Source organism: Arthrobacter sp. FW306-06-A (assembly GCF_021870055.1).
Classification (GTDB): Bacteria; Actinomycetota; Actinomycetes; order Actinomycetales; family Micrococcaceae; genus Arthrobacter.
Window position 1 is genome coordinate 1 of record NZ_CP084552.1, and the last position, 15,306, is coordinate 15,306.

The 15,306-nt window shown below is 63.9% G+C and carries 12 protein-coding genes and 2 tRNA genes; 12 read left to right on the plus strand and 2 right to left on the minus strand.

The window, feature by feature from the left end:
- The 12 genes from dnaA (at position 1) to LFT49_RS00060 (ending at position 13,268) form a co-directional block, all read left to right on the plus strand.
- Entirely contained in the window at positions 1 to 1,422 is a 1,422-nt protein-coding gene (gene dnaA / locus LFT49_RS00005) for a chromosomal replication initiator protein DnaA (RefSeq protein ID WP_018769876.1), read from the plus strand.
- A gap of 538 nt (positions 1,423 to 1,960) precedes the next feature.
- Positions 1,961 to 3,085 (plus strand): DNA polymerase III subunit beta, encoded by a 1,125-nt coding sequence (dnaN, locus tag LFT49_RS00010; protein ID WP_237429329.1) that lies wholly within the window; start codon positions 1,961 to 1,963, stop codon positions 3,083 to 3,085.
- 93 nt (positions 3,086 to 3,178) lie between these two features.
- Entirely contained in the window at positions 3,179 to 4,063 is an 885-nt protein-coding gene (gene gnd / locus LFT49_RS00015) for a phosphogluconate dehydrogenase (NAD(+)-dependent, decarboxylating) (RefSeq protein ID WP_237429330.1), read from the plus strand.
- 45 nt (positions 4,064 to 4,108) lie between these two features.
- Positions 4,109 to 5,314 (plus strand): DNA replication/repair protein RecF, encoded by a 1,206-nt coding sequence (recF, locus tag LFT49_RS00020; protein ID WP_237429331.1) that lies wholly within the window; start codon positions 4,109 to 4,111, stop codon positions 5,312 to 5,314.
- Positions 5,304 to 5,858 (plus strand): DUF721 domain-containing protein, encoded by a 555-nt coding sequence (locus LFT49_RS00025; protein ID WP_236800391.1) that lies wholly within the window; start codon positions 5,304 to 5,306, stop codon positions 5,856 to 5,858. The genes recF and LFT49_RS00025 overlap by 11 nt, the downstream gene beginning before the upstream one ends.
- A gap of 379 nt (positions 5,859 to 6,237) precedes the next feature.
- Positions 6,238 to 8,325, plus strand: a complete 2,088-nt coding sequence (gene gyrB, locus LFT49_RS00030; RefSeq protein WP_272910817.1) for a DNA topoisomerase (ATP-hydrolyzing) subunit B — start codon at positions 6,238 to 6,240, stop codon at positions 8,323 to 8,325.
- A 55-nt stretch (positions 8,326 to 8,380) separates the two neighbouring features.
- Entirely contained in the window at positions 8,381 to 11,059 is a 2,679-nt protein-coding gene (gene gyrA, locus LFT49_RS00035; RefSeq protein WP_236800392.1) for a DNA gyrase subunit A, read from the plus strand.
- Positions 11,052 to 11,723: a DUF3566 domain-containing protein gene (locus LFT49_RS00040; RefSeq protein WP_236820894.1), complete on the plus strand. Its 672-nt coding sequence runs from the start codon at positions 11,052 to 11,054 to the stop codon at positions 11,721 to 11,723. The genes gyrA and LFT49_RS00040 overlap by 8 nt, the downstream gene beginning before the upstream one ends.
- Positions 11,724 to 11,820: 97 nt before the next feature.
- Positions 11,821 to 11,894 (plus strand) — tRNA-Ile (locus LFT49_RS00045).
- A 70-nt stretch (positions 11,895 to 11,964) separates the two neighbouring features.
- On the plus strand, positions 11,965 to 12,081 hold the full coding sequence (locus LFT49_RS00050) for a DLW-39 family protein (protein WP_229748488.1): 117 nt from the start codon (positions 11,965 to 11,967) through the stop codon (positions 12,079 to 12,081).
- Between the two features lie 71 nt (positions 12,082 to 12,152).
- Positions 12,153 to 12,228, plus strand: a tRNA-Ala gene (locus LFT49_RS00055).
- Positions 12,229 to 12,311: 83 nt separating this feature from the next.
- Entirely contained in the window at positions 12,312 to 13,268 is a 957-nt protein-coding gene (locus LFT49_RS00060) for a DMT family transporter (protein WP_237429332.1), read from the plus strand.
- A gap of 3 nt (positions 13,269 to 13,271) precedes the next feature.
- Here LFT49_RS00060 and LFT49_RS00065 read toward each other — a convergent pair whose 3' ends face one another.
- Together LFT49_RS00065 and LFT49_RS00070 are read right to left on the minus strand one after the other, a co-directional pair.
- Positions 13,272 to 14,147 (minus strand): glycosyltransferase, encoded by an 876-nt coding sequence (locus tag LFT49_RS00065; protein ID WP_236800395.1) that lies wholly within the window; start codon positions 14,145 to 14,147, stop codon positions 13,272 to 13,274.
- Between the two features lie 138 nt (positions 14,148 to 14,285).
- Positions 14,286 to 15,227 (minus strand): hypothetical protein, encoded by a 942-nt coding sequence (locus tag LFT49_RS00070; RefSeq protein ID WP_237429333.1) that lies wholly within the window; start codon positions 15,225 to 15,227, stop codon positions 14,286 to 14,288.
- Positions 15,228 to 15,306: the final 79 nt, after the last annotated feature.

Here is a 15,306-nt window from a genome sequence, read left to right on the forward strand (position 1 = left end):
ATGACAGTAGACGAAGCCAACCACGCCAATACTGTCGGAAGTTCCTGGCGCCGGGTTGTCAGCCTGCTTGAACAGGACCACCGCGTTTCCCCACGGCAGCGGGGCTTTGTCATCCTTGCCCAGGCGCAGGGACTCATCGGTTCCACCCTCCTGGTGGCTGTTCCCAACGAACTCACCCGTGAAGTACTGCAGACCCAGGTCAAGGACGCGCTGGACGACGCGCTGCACAACGTCTTCTCCGAGGACATCCGCTGCGCCATTGACGTCGACACGGATCTGGTTCCCATCCACGAAGAGCCTGAGCCCGTCGTCGAGCCCGCGTACGCACCCGACCAGCTCATCGAGCAGAAGCCGCAGCCCATGCTGCCCAGCACCTCGCATGAGTTCGGCCGGCTGAATCCCAAGTACGTCTTTGATACCTTCGTGATCGGTTCCTCCAACCGCTTTGCCCACGCTGCCGCCGTCGCGGTCGCTGAAGCTCCGGCCAAGGCCTACAACCCGCTGTTCATCTACGGTGATTCCGGGTTGGGCAAGACGCACCTCCTCCACGCCATCGGCCACTATGCCCGGCGCTTGTACAGCGGTATCCGCGTCCGCTACGTCAACTCTGAGGAATTCACCAACGACTTCATCAACTCGATCCGCGACGATGAAGGCGCCAGCTTCAAGACCACGTACCGCAACGTCGACGTGCTGCTGATCGATGACATCCAGTTCCTGGCCGGCAAGGACCGGACGCTGGAGGAGTTCTTCCACACGTTCAACTCCCTGCACAACAACAACAAGCAGGTGGTCATCACCTCGGACCAGCCGCCCAAGCTGCTGGCGGGCTTCGAAGACCGCATGAAATCCCGCTTCGAATGGGGCCTGCTGACCGACATCCAGCCGCCGGAACTTGAAACCCGTATCGCCATTCTCCGGAAGAAGGCCCTGAGCGAGGGCCTCTCCGCCCCGGATGACGCTTTGGAGTACATCGCCTCGAAGATCTCCAGCAACATTCGTGAACTCGAGGGCGCACTGATCCGCGTCACGGCGTTCGCCAGCCTGAACCGGCAGCCGGTGGATGTGGCCCTTGCCGAGATGGTGCTGAAGGACCTCATTACCGATGACGGTGCGCAGGAGATCACCTCCGCGCAGATCCTCCAGCAGACGGCGGACTACTTCAAGCTCAGCATGGAGGAACTCTGCAGCAAGTCCCGCACCCGGACCCTGGTCACTGCACGGCAGATCGCCATGTACCTCTGCCGGGAGCTCACTGACATGTCGCTTCCCAAGATCGGCCAGGAACTTGGCGGCCGCGACCACACCACCGTCATCCATGCAGACCGCAAGATCCGCGAGCTGATGGCCGAGCGCCGTGTGATTTACAACCAGGTGACCGAGCTGACCAACCGGATCAAGCAGCAGCAGCGCGACTCCTGAATGCACACCGCGGCCCGCACTCTATACCTTATTAACAGGGGCATGTGGATAAGCCTGTGGATAGTTAAGGGGACAAGCGCGGTTAATGGGCTTAAAACCCTTAAGCCGCCTGTGGATCGTTAAAAATGCGCTTTTGCGTTGTCCCCATCCACACCCTGTTTAAAACCCAGGTAACGCACACTCCATGAACAGGGCTTAACCGCGGAACCGTGGGGCAGGACCGGGTTATCCACAGTTTCCACAGCAGTTATTAACACTACGAATCCCAAAAAATCGAAGTCCCTCAAACAACAAGATCGATGCGCAGGTCCACCAACGGGTCCTGCCGGCCCCTCAAGGGCCGGACTGGACTTCGGGGGGATGGGTTAATCCCGGATCTTCCGGCTAAGCTGTCAGCAGCGCTCCCATCCTTGGGTTTCTGTGTGGTTTCCGTCTCCGCGGACCATGCACCAGCAGGGGTGCGCCCAACTTCTTCCGGAGTTTCCGCACGAAATTCCCGGGTTTACATGGCAGCAGCAATGAAAGGCGGCACCCCTCCGTGAAGTTCAGAGTCGATCGGGACGTCCTGGCAGAAGCCGTTACCTGGACAGCCCGGTCCTTGTCTCCGCGGCCGCCTGTGCCCGTCCTCTCCGGCCTGCTCCTGAAGGCTGAAGCAGGAACCGTCAGCCTCTCCAGCTTTGACTACGAGACCTCGGCACGTCTTGAAATCACCGCGGACATCAGGGATGAAGGCACCATCCTGGTCTCCGGCCGGCTGCTTGCCGACATCTGCCGCAGCCTGCCTTCCGCTCCCGTGGACGTTGAGACCGACGGCAACAAAGTCACACTTACCTGCCGCCGCAGCAGCTTCCACCTGGCCACCATGCCGGAGGCGGAGTACCCTCCGTTGCCTGCCCTTCCCGCCATCAGCGGAACCGTCCCCGGCGATGCCTTCGCCCAGGCCGTTTCCCAGGTCATCATCGCGGCCAGCAAGGACGACACCCTTCCCATCCTCACCGGCGTCCGCATGGAGATCGAGGATGACCTGATCACCCTGCTGGCCACCGACCGCTACCGGCTGGCAATGCGGGAAGTGCCCTGGAAGCCGGTCACGCCGGGCATCTCCACCAGCGCCCTGGTCAAGGCCAAGACCCTCAACGAGGTTGCCAAGACCCTTGGCAACAGCGGAGACATCAACCTGGCACTGTCCAACGACGACAGCCGGCTTATCGGATTCGAAAGCGGCGGCCGCACCACAACATCCCTGCTGGTGGACGGCGACTACCCCAAGATCCGCTCGCTGTTCCCTGAGTCCACGCCTATCCACGCCACGGTCCAGACGCAGGAACTGGTGGAAGCCGTCCGCCGTGTATCGCTCGTGGCCGAGCGCAACACCCCTGTCCGGCTCGCCTTCACTGCCGGCCTGCTGAACCTGGATGCCGGCACCGGTGAGGACGCCCAGGCGTCGGAGGAACTCGAAGCCCAATTGTCCGGCGAGGACATCACCGTTGCCTTCAACCCGCACTACCTCATCGAGGGCCTCAGCGTCATAGAGACCAAGTTCGTCCGGTTCTCCTTCACCACGGCACCCAAGCCCGCCATGATCACGGCCCAGGCCGATGCCGACGGCGAGGACCAGGACGACTACCGCTACCTGGTGATGCCCGTCCGCCTGCCCAACTAGCTGGCTGACGGCTTCCAGACCGGCCCAGCCAAGGACGCCGGCTGGCAGCAACGTCAAATTTCCCGTTCCCACCCGCGCAGAAAAGAGTTCCACGTGCACATTGGACTGATCGGTCTCGGCAAAATGGGATACAACATGCGCGAACGCCTTCGCAAGGGCGGTGTGGAGGTCACCGGGTACGACCGGAATCCCGATGTCACCGACGCCGCCACCGTTGATGACCTGATCGCTGCTGTTCCGGCCCCGAGGATCATCTGGGTCATGGTGCCGGCAGGGCCCATCACCGACGCAGTGGTCACCGAACTCAGCGAGAAGCTGCAGCCGGGAGACCTTGTCATCGATGGCGGCAACTCCAGGTTCACGGAAGACCAGAAGCACGGCGAACTGCTCGCCGCCAGGGGGATCCAGTTCGCCGACTGCGGCGTGTCGGGCGGAGTCTGGGGCCTGCAGAACGGCTACGGCCTGATGGCCGGAGGTGACGCCGCCGACATCAAACGGGCGCTTCCGGTTTTTGATGCTCTGCGTCCGGAGGGTGAGAGGGCGGACAGCTTTGTCCACGTGGGCGGCATCGGTGCCGGCCATTACGCCAAGATGGTCCACAACGGGATCGAATACGGACTGATGCAGGCGTATGCCGAGGGCTACGAACTGCTTGCGGCCAAGGACATCGTCACCGACCTGCCCGGCACGTTCCGGGCCTGGCAGAAGGGAACTGTTGTCCGTTCCTGGCTGCTTGACCTCATGGTCAAGGCCCTTGACGAGGACCCGGGCCTGGCCTCGATCGACGATTACGTGGAGGACTCCGGCGAAGGCCGCTGGACGGTGGAAGAGGCCATCGCCAACGCCGTCCCCGCCCCCGCCATCACCGCCGCACTGTTCGCCCGCTTCGCATCAAGGGAGGACACTTCACCCGCCATGAAGATGGTCTCCGCGCTTCGCCACCAGTTCGGCGGCCACGCAACCCGTCCCGCCAAGTAGCACCCACCGGGAACCTGCAGGGTTCCCAGAATTGCCGAAAACCGCGTGTATCTGGAACACCTTTCACTGACCGACTTCCGCAGTTACGCCCAGGTTGACCTTGCCCTGGGCCCCGGCGTTACCGTCCTGGTGGGTTCCAACGGCATCGGCAAGACCAACCTGATGGAAGCGATCGGGTACCTGGCCACACTGAGCTCCCACCGGGTCAGTTCCGATGGGCCACTGCTGAGGTTCGGCACGGAACGGGCACTGGTCCGCGCCCGGCTGGTCCGGGGCACCCAGACCACAGTCCTCGAGCTGGAGATCAATGCTGGCCGCGCCAACAGGGGACGCATCAACCGCAGCAACCCCGTCCGCGCCCGCGACCTGCTGGGCATCTGCCAGACCGTCCTTTTTGCCCCGGAGGACCTGGCCTTGGTCAAGGGCGATCCGTCCAACCGGCGCCGGTTCCTGGACGAGCTGCTTGCCAGCCTCGTGCCGCACCACTCCGCCACCCGCAGTGACTACGACCGGGTTCTCAAGCAGCGCAACGCCCTGCTAAAGTCGGCGCGGGCCGGGCGGTTCACCGCCGCGCATGAGTCAACCCTGGACGTGTGGGACCAGCACATGGCCCGGGCCGGAGCGGAATTGCTGCACGCGCGGCTGGAGCTGGTGGAACGGCTTCGCCCGCACCTCGCCCGCGCCTATGCGGAACTCACCGACGCATCAAAGCCCGCTGACGCCACCTACCGTTCAACCCTCCAGAACCAGATGGACGACGACGGCGTCCCGGCCTCCGGCGCCCAGCGCACCACGGACGGAGGTTCCCCAGACGAACAGGATGACCTGCGGCTTCTCTCCGTCGAACAACTCACGGAACGGTATGTCCGGGCATTCGCCGAATCCCGGAAGAAGGAACTGGAACGGGGGATCTCCCTGGTTGGCCCGCACCGCGACGAGCTGGAACTGATGCTCGGCCAGGCGCCCGCCAAGGGCTACGCCTCGCACGGGGAAACGTGGTCCATGTGCCTGTCCCTCCGGCTCGCTTCCTACTACGTCATGCTGGACGATGCCCGGACTGGCGGTTCCGCTCCCGTCCTCATCCTTGACGATGTCTTTGCCGAACTGGACGTCCAGCGTCGGCGTAAACTGGCGGCTATAGTCTCCGGCGCGGAACAGGTCCTGGTGACCGCCGCCGTCGACGCCGATATTCCGGAAGAGCTGTCCGGGCGGCGGGTGAAAGTCATCCCGGGAGGTATCGATGAGCAGTGAACAGGGCGGCGGGCTGCAGCCAGGCCGCGAACCTGACAACATCGACGCCCCGCAGGCTGCGCTGAACCGCATGCGCGAAGCGGCGGCCGCAAGAGGCGAAGTCCGCCGGAAAGTGGCGAAGCCGGGTGCCGCAAAGGCCAAAGGCAGCATCCGGGACACCAGGGGTTTCAGCCAGTTCCACGCCACCGGCCGCGATCCGCTGGGCCTGGGAAAGGTCGTTGGCCGGCTTGTCGCGGAGCGCGGCTGGACCTCGCCTGTGGCCGTTGGATCCGTCATGGCCGAGTGGGCCACCCTGGTCGGGCCGGAAATTTCCGCCCACTGCACACCCGAAAGCTTCACGGATACCACCCTCCACGTGCGGTGTGATTCCACTGCCTGGGCAACCCAGCTTCGGCTTCTGAGCAGCAGCCTGCTCGAGAAATTCCGCCGCGAACTGGGCGACGGCGTGGTTACCAGCATCCAGGTGCTTGGCCCCTCGGCACCTAGTTGGCGCAAAGGCGGGCGCAGCGTCAACGGCCGCGGGCCGCGGGATACGTATGGATAGTCCGGACGGCAGCTCTTGAAACTGCGTCCAAGGCCGTGTAGGGCGCTGTAGGGACCGCAGCGTGTATAGGCACCCGGAGGGCGTACCGCTGGGCCGCCCTAGGCGGGGCGTAGAGCCTCGCATGGGCATATTCGCTGCGGGCGAAGGCCCTGGAATGCGGGGATATGAGCCTGTTCGCGGTAGAATTGACGCAGATAACTGGGCGCGGATGAGACGTTGACTTCAGTCCGTTCTCCGCGCACTTCCCGTGTGCGGAGCATGGATCACCAACCGTCAGCAAGTCACCGGCGCCATAAGTTTGTGCCTGTTGGCCGGTGGCTTTTCCCATGGGAAGAGAAACCGGCCGGCCATCATCGAGAACAGAGGAGTCGCAGCGCCTGTGGCTAACGACAATACAGATATTCTGGCAGCAGATACAGCAGTCGAGGATGGCCGCACCCCTGATACTCCACCTGCGGCAGCCACTCCACGGGAATACGGCGCCAGTGACATCACTGTCCTTGAAGGCCTCGAGGCTGTCCGCAAGCGTCCCGGCATGTACATCGGCTCCACCGGTCCCCGCGGCCTCCACCACCTGGTCTACGAAGTGGTGGACAACTCCGTGGATGAGGCGCTGGCCGGCTACTGCAGCCATATCGAGGTAGTCCTGCAGGCAGATGGCGGCGTCAAAGTGGTTGACGACGGCCGTGGAATTCCCGTCGACATGCACCCGACTGAGCACAAGCCCACTGTCGAGGTGGTCATGACCATCCTGCACGCGGGCGGAAAGTTCGGCGGCGGCGGTTACGCCGTGTCCGGCGGCCTTCACGGCGTGGGCATTTCCGTGGTCAACGCCCTGTCCAGCCGGGTGGATACCGAAGTACGGCGCCAGGGCCACGTCTGGCGGATGTCTTTCGCCGACGGCGGCAAGCCCCAGGGCAGCCTGGTCAAGGGCGAAGAAACGGATGCCACCGGTACCAGCCAGACGTTCTACCCGGATCCCACAATCTTCGAAAGCACCGAATTCGATTTTGAAACGCTCCGGGCCCGTTTCCAGCAGATGGCCTTCCTCAACAAGGGCCTGCGCATCACGCTGACCGATGAGCGCGAGTCCGCGTCAAGTGACGCCGACGGCGACTTGGACCTCGACGACCTCAGCACTGAAGGTGAGGTCAGCGCGGAACACCGCACCGTGGTGTACCAGTACGACGAAGGCCTGCTGGATTACGTCAAGCACCTGAACTCGGGCAAGAAAGTGGAAGTGGTCCACGAGGACGTCATCGCCTTCGAAACCGAGGACACGGAACGCAAGATCGCCCTGGAAATGGCCATGCAGTGGACCAGTGCCTACTCCGAGAGCGTGCACACCTACGCCAACACCATCAACACCCACGAGGGCGGCACCCACGAAGAAGGTTTCCGTGCTGCCCTGACGTCCCTGATCAACCGGTACGCCCGGGAAAAGGGCATCATCAAGGAGAAGGATGACAACCTCACGGGTGATGACATCCGCGAGGGCCTGACTGCCGTCATCTCCGTCAAGCTGGCCGAGCCCCAGTTCGAGGGCCAGACCAAGACCAAATTGGGCAACTCCGAGGTCAAGGGGTTCGTCCAGCGCGTCGTCACCGACGGGCTGGGCGACTGGCTGGAGCGCAACCCCGGCCCCGCCCGCGATGTGATCCGCAAAGCGATTTCCGCCGCACAGGCTCGAATGGCGGCCAGGAAGGCGCGCGACAATGCCCGGCGCAAGAGCCCGCTTGAATCCTTCGGCATGCCTGGCAAGTTGTCCGACTGTTCCTCCAAAGACCCGGAAAAGTGCGAGGTCTACATCGTGGAGGGTGACTCCGCCGGCGGTTCCGCCAAGCGCGGCCGCAACCCTGAAACGCAGGCCATCCTGCCGCTGCGCGGCAAGATCCTGAACGTGGAGCGCGCCCGCCTGGACAAAGCCCTTGGGAACGCCGAAGTCCAGTCCATGATCACCGCCTTCGGTACCGGCATCGGCGAAGACTTCGACCTCGCCAAGCTGCGGTACCACAAGATCGTCCTCATGGCAGACGCGGACGTGGACGGCCAGCACATCACCACCCTGCTGATGACCCTGCTGTTCCGCTACATGCGGCCGCTGATCGAAAACGGCTACGTATACCTGGCCCAGCCCCCGCTCTACCGGATCAAGTGGTCCAACGCGCCGCACGACTACGTCTACAGCGACCGAGAACGCGACGCCAAGCTGGTGGCAGGGCAGGCAGCAGGACGCCGCATCCCCAAGGACAACGGCATCCAGCGCTACAAGGGCCTGGGCGAGATGGACTACACCGAACTGTGGGATACCACCATGGACCCGGATCACCGCACCCTGCTGCAGGTCACCATGGACGATGCCCTTGCCGCCGACCAGATCTTCTCCGTCCTGATGGGCGAAGACGTGGAATCGCGCCGTAACTTCATCCAGCAGAACGCCAAGGACGTCAGGTTCCTGGACATCTAAGGACCAGCTCCAAAGTATTCAGAACCAGACATATACCTGAAACGGAAAATAAAGAATGAGCGACGAAACACCCGAGAATCCCGCCCCCGAGGCCGGAACTCCGGACACCGTTCTTGAAGGCGACGTTCTGATCGACCGCGTGGAGCAGGTGGACCTGCAGACGGAAATGCAGCGTTCCTACCTGGACTACGCCATGGCCGTCATCGTGGGCCGTGCCCTCCCCGACGTCCGGGACGGCCTCAAGCCCGTGCACCGCCGCGTGCTCTACGCGATGTTCGACGGCGGCTACCGCCCGGACCGTTCCTTCAACAAGTGTGCCCGCGTGGTGGGCGAGGTCATGGGCCAGTACCACCCGCATGGTGACACCGCGATCTACGACGCCCTGGTGCGCCTGATCCAGGACTGGACCATGCGGTACCCGCTCGCGCTGGGTCAGGGCAACTTCGGCTCGCCGGGCAACGACGGTGCCGCGGCGCCCCGGTACACCGAGACCAAGATGGCCCCGCTGGCCATGGAGATGGTCCGGGACATCGACGAGGAAACGGTCGATTTCCAGGACAACTACGATGGCAAGAACCAGGAACCCACCATCCTGCCGGCCAGGTTCCCCAACCTGCTGGTAAACGGTTCGTCCGGCATTGCCGTGGGCATGGCCACCAACATCCCGCCACACAACCTGCGGGAAGTGGCCGACGGCGTGCAGTGGTACCTGGCCAACCCTGAGGCCAGCCGTGAGGAGCTCCTTGAGGAGCTGCTGGTTCGGGTCAAGGGCCCCGATTTCCCCACCGGTGCGACCATCCTGGGGCACAAGGGCATCGAGGACGCCTACCGGACGGGTCGCGGTTCCGTCACCATGCGCGCCGTGGTTGCCGTGGAGGAGCTGCAGGGACGCACCTGCCTGGTGGTCACGGAACTTCCATACCAGGCCAATCCGGACAACCTGGCCATCAAGATCGCCGAACTGGTCAAGGACGGCAAGATCCAGGGCATCGCGGACCTTCGGGACGAGACGTCCGGCCGCACCGGCCAGCGGCTGGTCATCGTGTTGAAGCGTGACGCCGTGCCCAAGGTGGTGCTGAACAACCTCTACAAGCACACCGAGCTGCAGAGCAATTTCTCGGCCAACATGCTGGCCATCGTGGACGGCGTGCCGCGCACCCTGAGCCTCGACGCGTTCATCCGCCACTGGGTGACGCACCAGATGGACGTCATCGCGCGCCGTACCAGGTACCGGCTGCGCAAGGCGGAGGAAGAGGCCCACATCCTGCGGGCCCTCCTGAAGGCACTGGACATGCTGGACGAGGTCATCGCCCTTATCCGCGCCTCCAGCACCACCGAGGCCGCACGTGACGGGCTGATGGAACTGCTCGACATCGACGAGATTCAGGCGCGTGCCATCCTCGACATGCAGCTGCGCCGCCTGGCTGCCCTGGAACGCCAGCGGATCCAGGAAAAGCACGCTGAACTCGAGGCCATGATCACCGAGTACAAGGAAATCCTTGGCTCCGAAGAGCGGCAGCGCGGGATCATCAGCACCGAGCTGGGCGAAATCGTGGACAAGCACGGCGATGACCGGCGCACCAGGATCCTCATGGGCTTCGACGGCGACATGTCCATGGAAGACCTGATCCCCGAAGAGGAGATGGTGGTCACCATCACCCGCGGCGGCTACGTCAAGCGGACCCGCAGCGACAACTACCGGTCGCAGCAGCGCGGCGGCAAGGGCATCAAGGGTGCCCAGCTGCGCGGCGACGACGTGGTGGAACACTTCTTCGTCACCACCACCCACCACTGGCTGTTGTTCTTCACCAACCTGGGCCGCGTTTACCGTGCCAAGGCGTACGAGCTGATGGAAGCGGGCAGGGACGCCAAGGGCCAGCACGTTGCCAACCTGATGGCATTCCAGCCCGATGAACATATCGCCCAGGTCCTGGACCTGAAGGACTACCAGCAGTCGCCGTACCTGGTCCTGGCCACCAAGAGGGGCCTGGTAAAGAAGACCAGGCTGGAGGACTACGACACCAACCGTTCGGCCGGCGTCATCGCGATCAACCTGCGTGATGGCGATGAATTGGTCTCCGCGCAGCTCGTCTCGGAAACCGACGATCTTTTCCTGGTGTCCCGCAAGGGCCAGTCGATCCGGTTCACGGCAACCGACGATGCGCTGCGTCCCATGGGACGTGCGACGTCCGGCGTCACCGGCATGAAGTTCCGCGAGGACGACGAACTGCTGGCCGCCGACGTCGTCACCGACGGTTCGTTCGTGTTCATCGTCACCGAGGGCGGCTATGCCAAGCGCACGGCGGTGGAGGAATACCGCCTGCAGGGGCGCGGTGGCCTGGGCATCAAGGTAGGCAAGTACCAGGAGGAACGCGGCCACCTGGTGGGCGCACTCATCGTCCAGGAGGAGGATGAAGTACTGGTGGTCATGGAGGGCGGCAAGGTTGTCCGGTCTTCCGTTGCCGGTGTTCCCGCAAAGGGACGCGACACCATGGGCGTCATCTTCGCAAAACCGGACAAGAATGACCGGATCATCGAGGTGGCACGCAACAGCGAACGTGGCCTCGAGGAGGAAGAATCCGGCGGTGATGACGTAACGTTGGCTGAAGATGGCGGTACCGCTGGGGAATCCGCCGCGCCAGCAATGGCAGAAGAATCACCGGCCGTAGAGTCAGAGGACGCCTCGGGCGACGCTGAGCCGAACGAAGACAACACGGAGGTAACGAGTGAGTAATTCCGACTCATTTCCCAAGCCGAACAGTACTGTTCCCGACGGGAACCGGCCTTCAGCGGCACCCCGCGTGAACGCCCCCGTACGTCCGCAGCAGCGCCCGGCGGCCCCCGCCGGTGCGCCGGGCCAGCGGCCCGCCGTCCCCGGTCAGCGCCCGCAGCAGGGTGACCGCCCTGTGCAGCCCGGCCAGCGCCCCCTCCAGGGCCAGCAGGGGCAGCGCCCGGCACCGGCAGGACAGCGCCCTGCGCAGGGATCCTCCGGCCAGGGGACGCCCGGCCTGGTCAAGCCGGCTCCCAAGGCCAAGGTCCGCCGCGCGCGCCTTCTGGTCAGCAAGGTGGATCCTTGGTCCGTCCTGAAAATGGCGTTCCTGCTCTCCGTGGCACTGGGCATCGTCACCGTGGTGGCCGCCATCGTCCTCTGGACTGTCCTGGACCTGACCGGAATCTTCGACCAGGTGGACAGCCTCCTCGGCACGCTCGCCGGCTCTGAAAGCGGCGGTTTTGAACTGAAGAAGGTTGCCTCGCTGGGACAGGTGGCCTCGTTCGCCACCATCATTGCCGTGGTCAACGTTGTCCTGCTGACTGCACTGTCGATGCTTTCCGCCGTCCTCTACAACATCTCCGCCACCCTGGTGGGCGGTATTGGTGTAACCCTCACGGACGATTAGGAAGCCACTTCCGGCGGCTGCGGCCCGACGGAAAAGCCCGATTTGAGATCGGGCCGGGGTGTGCTGTAAAGTCATGTCTCGGCCCGATGAGGGATCGGGGCGTATAGCTCAGGCGGTTAGAGCGCTTCGCTGATAACGAAGAGGTCCCAGGTTCAAGTCCTGGTACGCCCACGGAACCTGTGCAGGTTTCAAACGGAGGTTTGGTCCGGTTCGTCCGGTACCTGGCCGGAACGGGGAGCATGTGAAGAAGTTGCTTGTACTGGCAGCGGCAATCGCAGGCGTCCTGGTCTACCGGAAAGCACAGGAGTCCGAAGCCCGGAAAACAGTCTGGAGCAAGTCAACCGATACGGTTGATTAGCCCGGACACCTGCTCCGGGAGCGGTCAGACGCTCCACGGTTCTAGGGTATGATGGACGGGTTGCTTCTTATGGGGGCATGGCGCAATTGGTAGCGCACCTGCTTTGCAAGCAGGGGGTTCGGGGTTCGAGTCCCCGTGCCTCCACCATAGGAAAGTCCCGGTCAGCGTATAACGCAGGCCGGGACTTTTGCTTTTGATCGTCGCCGGGAAACCAGTATCAGGGGGCCGCAGTGAACTTCCTCTTCGCGGCCCTGGGAGTGCTGGGTGTCGCTTCCTCAGGTCCCTTGATCGCGGCCACCCTTGGTGCCACCAGCGTCAGCGCCCTGGCCATCGCCTTCTGGCGCAATGCCATCGGTGCAGCCGTCATGGCCACGCCCACCCTGGTCCGGCAGCCCCGCCAGTTCGGCCGCATCACTGGCCGCGAGTTCCGCTGGTCAGCACTGGCCGCCGTCGCCCTTGCCCTGCACTTTGCCTGCTTCATCACATCCCTGCAGCTTACCTCCGTGGCTGCGGCCACGGCCTTGGTGTGCCTGCAGTCGGCCTGGATTGCGGTCTTCCAGCTTGTCCGCGGTACCCGGCACCGCTGGCAGGTACTGGTTGGCCTGGGCATCGCGTTCGGCGGCGTCGTGGCCATCACCGGCTTCGATCTGGGATCCTCCCCGCAAGCCCTCGTGGGTGACCTGCTGGCCATGGCCGGCGGTGCCTTGGCCGGCCTTTACACACTGGCCGGAGGCAAGGCACGGCAGAGCATGACCACTGGAACCTACACCACGCTGTGCTACGGCATGTGCGCGGCTTTGGTGGCCGTGCTGGCCCTGATCGCAGGCCAGCCCCTCGCCGGCTTCGAACCTGCCGGGTGGCTCGGCATCGCCGCCATTACCGTCTGCGCGCAATTGGTGGGGCATACCGCCTTCAACCACCTGCTGGCCACCATGAGCCCGCTCATCGTCTCCATGATCATCCTGCTGGAAATCCCCGGCGCGGCCCTGCTGGCGGCCGTGTTCCTGCACGAGACCCTGCCTGCAGGCACGTACGCCGGGCTCGGGCTGATCCTGGTGGGACTCGCCGTCGTGGTCCTGGGTCAAAGGAACGGCAGGGGGCAAAGGAGCGGCAGGGCCGGCAGGCGCGGGGCGGCGACCCAGGAGGAGCCGCCGTCGGAACGCCTGGCCGAGCTGGGAACTGACTGAGCGCTACTGGCCGCCGCGGCGCATCGGCTGTGCCGTGTTCACCGTGTGGATGGCCCTAAGGAGCTTGGCCGGGAAATACACCGAGAAGAAGACCACCATGGGAGCCTTCAGCGCCATCTTCTTGACGTTGTGGGCCTTGTAAGTCCGGTCAAACCTGGTGACGTAGTAGCGGTAGTCGCGGGGTGAGTCCTCCAGCCGGCGTGCCGACATCCCCGACACCATCTGCGGCCAGTAGCGCACCGGTAGCTCATGGTCGGCCAGGTGCAGGGACAAATCGATGTCTTCGTGCATCTCGTCCTTTTCGTCCCGGCAGGTCTCGTCGCGGATGGTCTCCCAGGCGCTGGCACGCAGGGCCATGTTGGAGCCGAAGAGGAAATGGTACTGGTGCTTGGCCAGCTTCAACATAAGCTGGCGCATTTTGTCGTCCGCCTTAAGCCCGAAGCGGCGCATCGGCATGTCGTAATAAACCACGGGGCCGGTGGCGGCCTGGACAGACGGATCGGCGAACGCCTTCTGAACCTGTTCCACCCAGTCCGGTTCCACGATGGAGTCCGCGTCAATACGTCCCAGGATGTCCCCGGTGGCGCAGTTGAGCCCGAAGTTCCGGGTGGGGATAAGCCCCTGCTCCCGGTCCTGGGTCAGGAGGATGATGGGGCTTTCCGGATATTCCAGCTGCATTTGACGGACGATGTCAGCGGTCCGGTCCTTCGAGAGGTTGTCCACCACGATGATCTCGTGGGCAGGAACGGACTGATAGATGGCAGCGATGAGGCATTGCCGGATCACGCTCTCCTCGTTGTACGCCGGGATAACGATGGACACGCGGAGCTGTATGGCTGCGTCGTTCACGGCATCCCCAGAGGATCGGTTGGCTGGCATTACCTCAAATCTAGCATCCGGCCTCTTCCTGCCGGGGACCGAGGGGCCGGTCCCGGAAGCGGACCGTAGGCACAAAAAAGGAGCTCCGCGTGAAACGGAGCTCCTTTTTAGGTGCAGGCTTTTGTGCCGCGGGGAAAGCTAGGCCTGGCTGCTGCCCTTGTCATCCTTGGCGGCGCTCTGGGCACCTTCGGCAGCGTCGTCGGCCACATGCTTGGCCTTCTCGGCGGCGTCGGCAGACTTTTCCTTGACGGCCTCTGCTGCGTCAGCGGTCTTGTCCGCCACGGCTTCTGCGGCCGTACCGGTTGCAGCCGCAGCATTGCCAGCGGCGTCTGCAGCAGTTTCCTTGACGTCGCTGACGGTGGTGGAGGGAACGGGGGCGGGAGTGGGCGTGACCGGCGAAGGAGTCTTCCACGGGTCTTCCACCGGCTTGGATGCCTTCCAGGCTGCAACGCCGGCTGCCACGGCTGCGGCCACCACGCCGAAGATCAGCCAGCCGCGCTTCTTCGGCTTTTCCGGCTGGGCCAACTGGACGTCCACCGCGCGGCCGGCGCCGGCCGCAGCGGCCTTGAGCTGGGCTCCAGTCGCCTGGGCCTGCTCCTGGATGGCGTTGATGAGTCCCACGTCCCCCAGCTTCTGAGCCACGGCGTCAACCCGCGCCGGAGTGCTTTCCAGGGTGCGGTGCACCGCTCCGGACGCCACGCCGATCTGGTCCGAGAGCTTGGGGAGGTACTCCACCACAACCCGGTCACGCGCATTCAGGACCACCGGGGTGGCCTTGTCCAATGCTTCGTGCAGCCTGGGGGATGCGCCTTCGACAACGTCGTTGATCCTGGGAGCCAACTGGGCCAGTCCGTCCTGGATCCGGGGAGTTACGGTGGCAACACCGCCTGCCAGGTTATGGGCGGCCGACTTCAGGCCCTCCTGGATCTTGGGAGATGCAGTATCAAGGCTCTGCTGCAGGCGGGGAACAGCCCAGTCCACGGCAGCCTCCACCCGGGGAGCCGCCCAATCTTTGGCGTTTACCACCGCGCTGGTGACCGACTGCTCAAGGTCACGGGCAATACGATCCGATTTCTTCACAACTACCTCCCGATTAATGTGACGGTTCTGTCGCTAGCCTACGTGCCCAGATCTTCACGGGCTATTCACTCTGCGGATT

Bases quoted from the DNA above. Each gene is read 5' to 3' on its own strand.
- dnaA (WP_018769876.1), top strand. From the start codon at position 1: ATGACAGTAGACGAAGCCAACCACGCCAATACTGTCGGAAGTTCCTGG.
- LFT49_RS00025 (WP_236800391.1), top strand. From the start codon at position 5,304: ATGAGCAGTGAACAGGGCGGCGGGCTGCAGCCAGGCCGCGAACCTGAC.
- gyrA (WP_236800392.1), top strand. From the start codon at position 8,381: ATGAGCGACGAAACACCCGAGAATCCCGCCCCCGAGGCCGGAACTCCG.
- LFT49_RS00065 (WP_236800395.1), bottom strand. From the start codon at position 14,147: ATGCCAGCCAACCGATCCTCTGGGGATGCCGTGAACGACGCAGCCATA.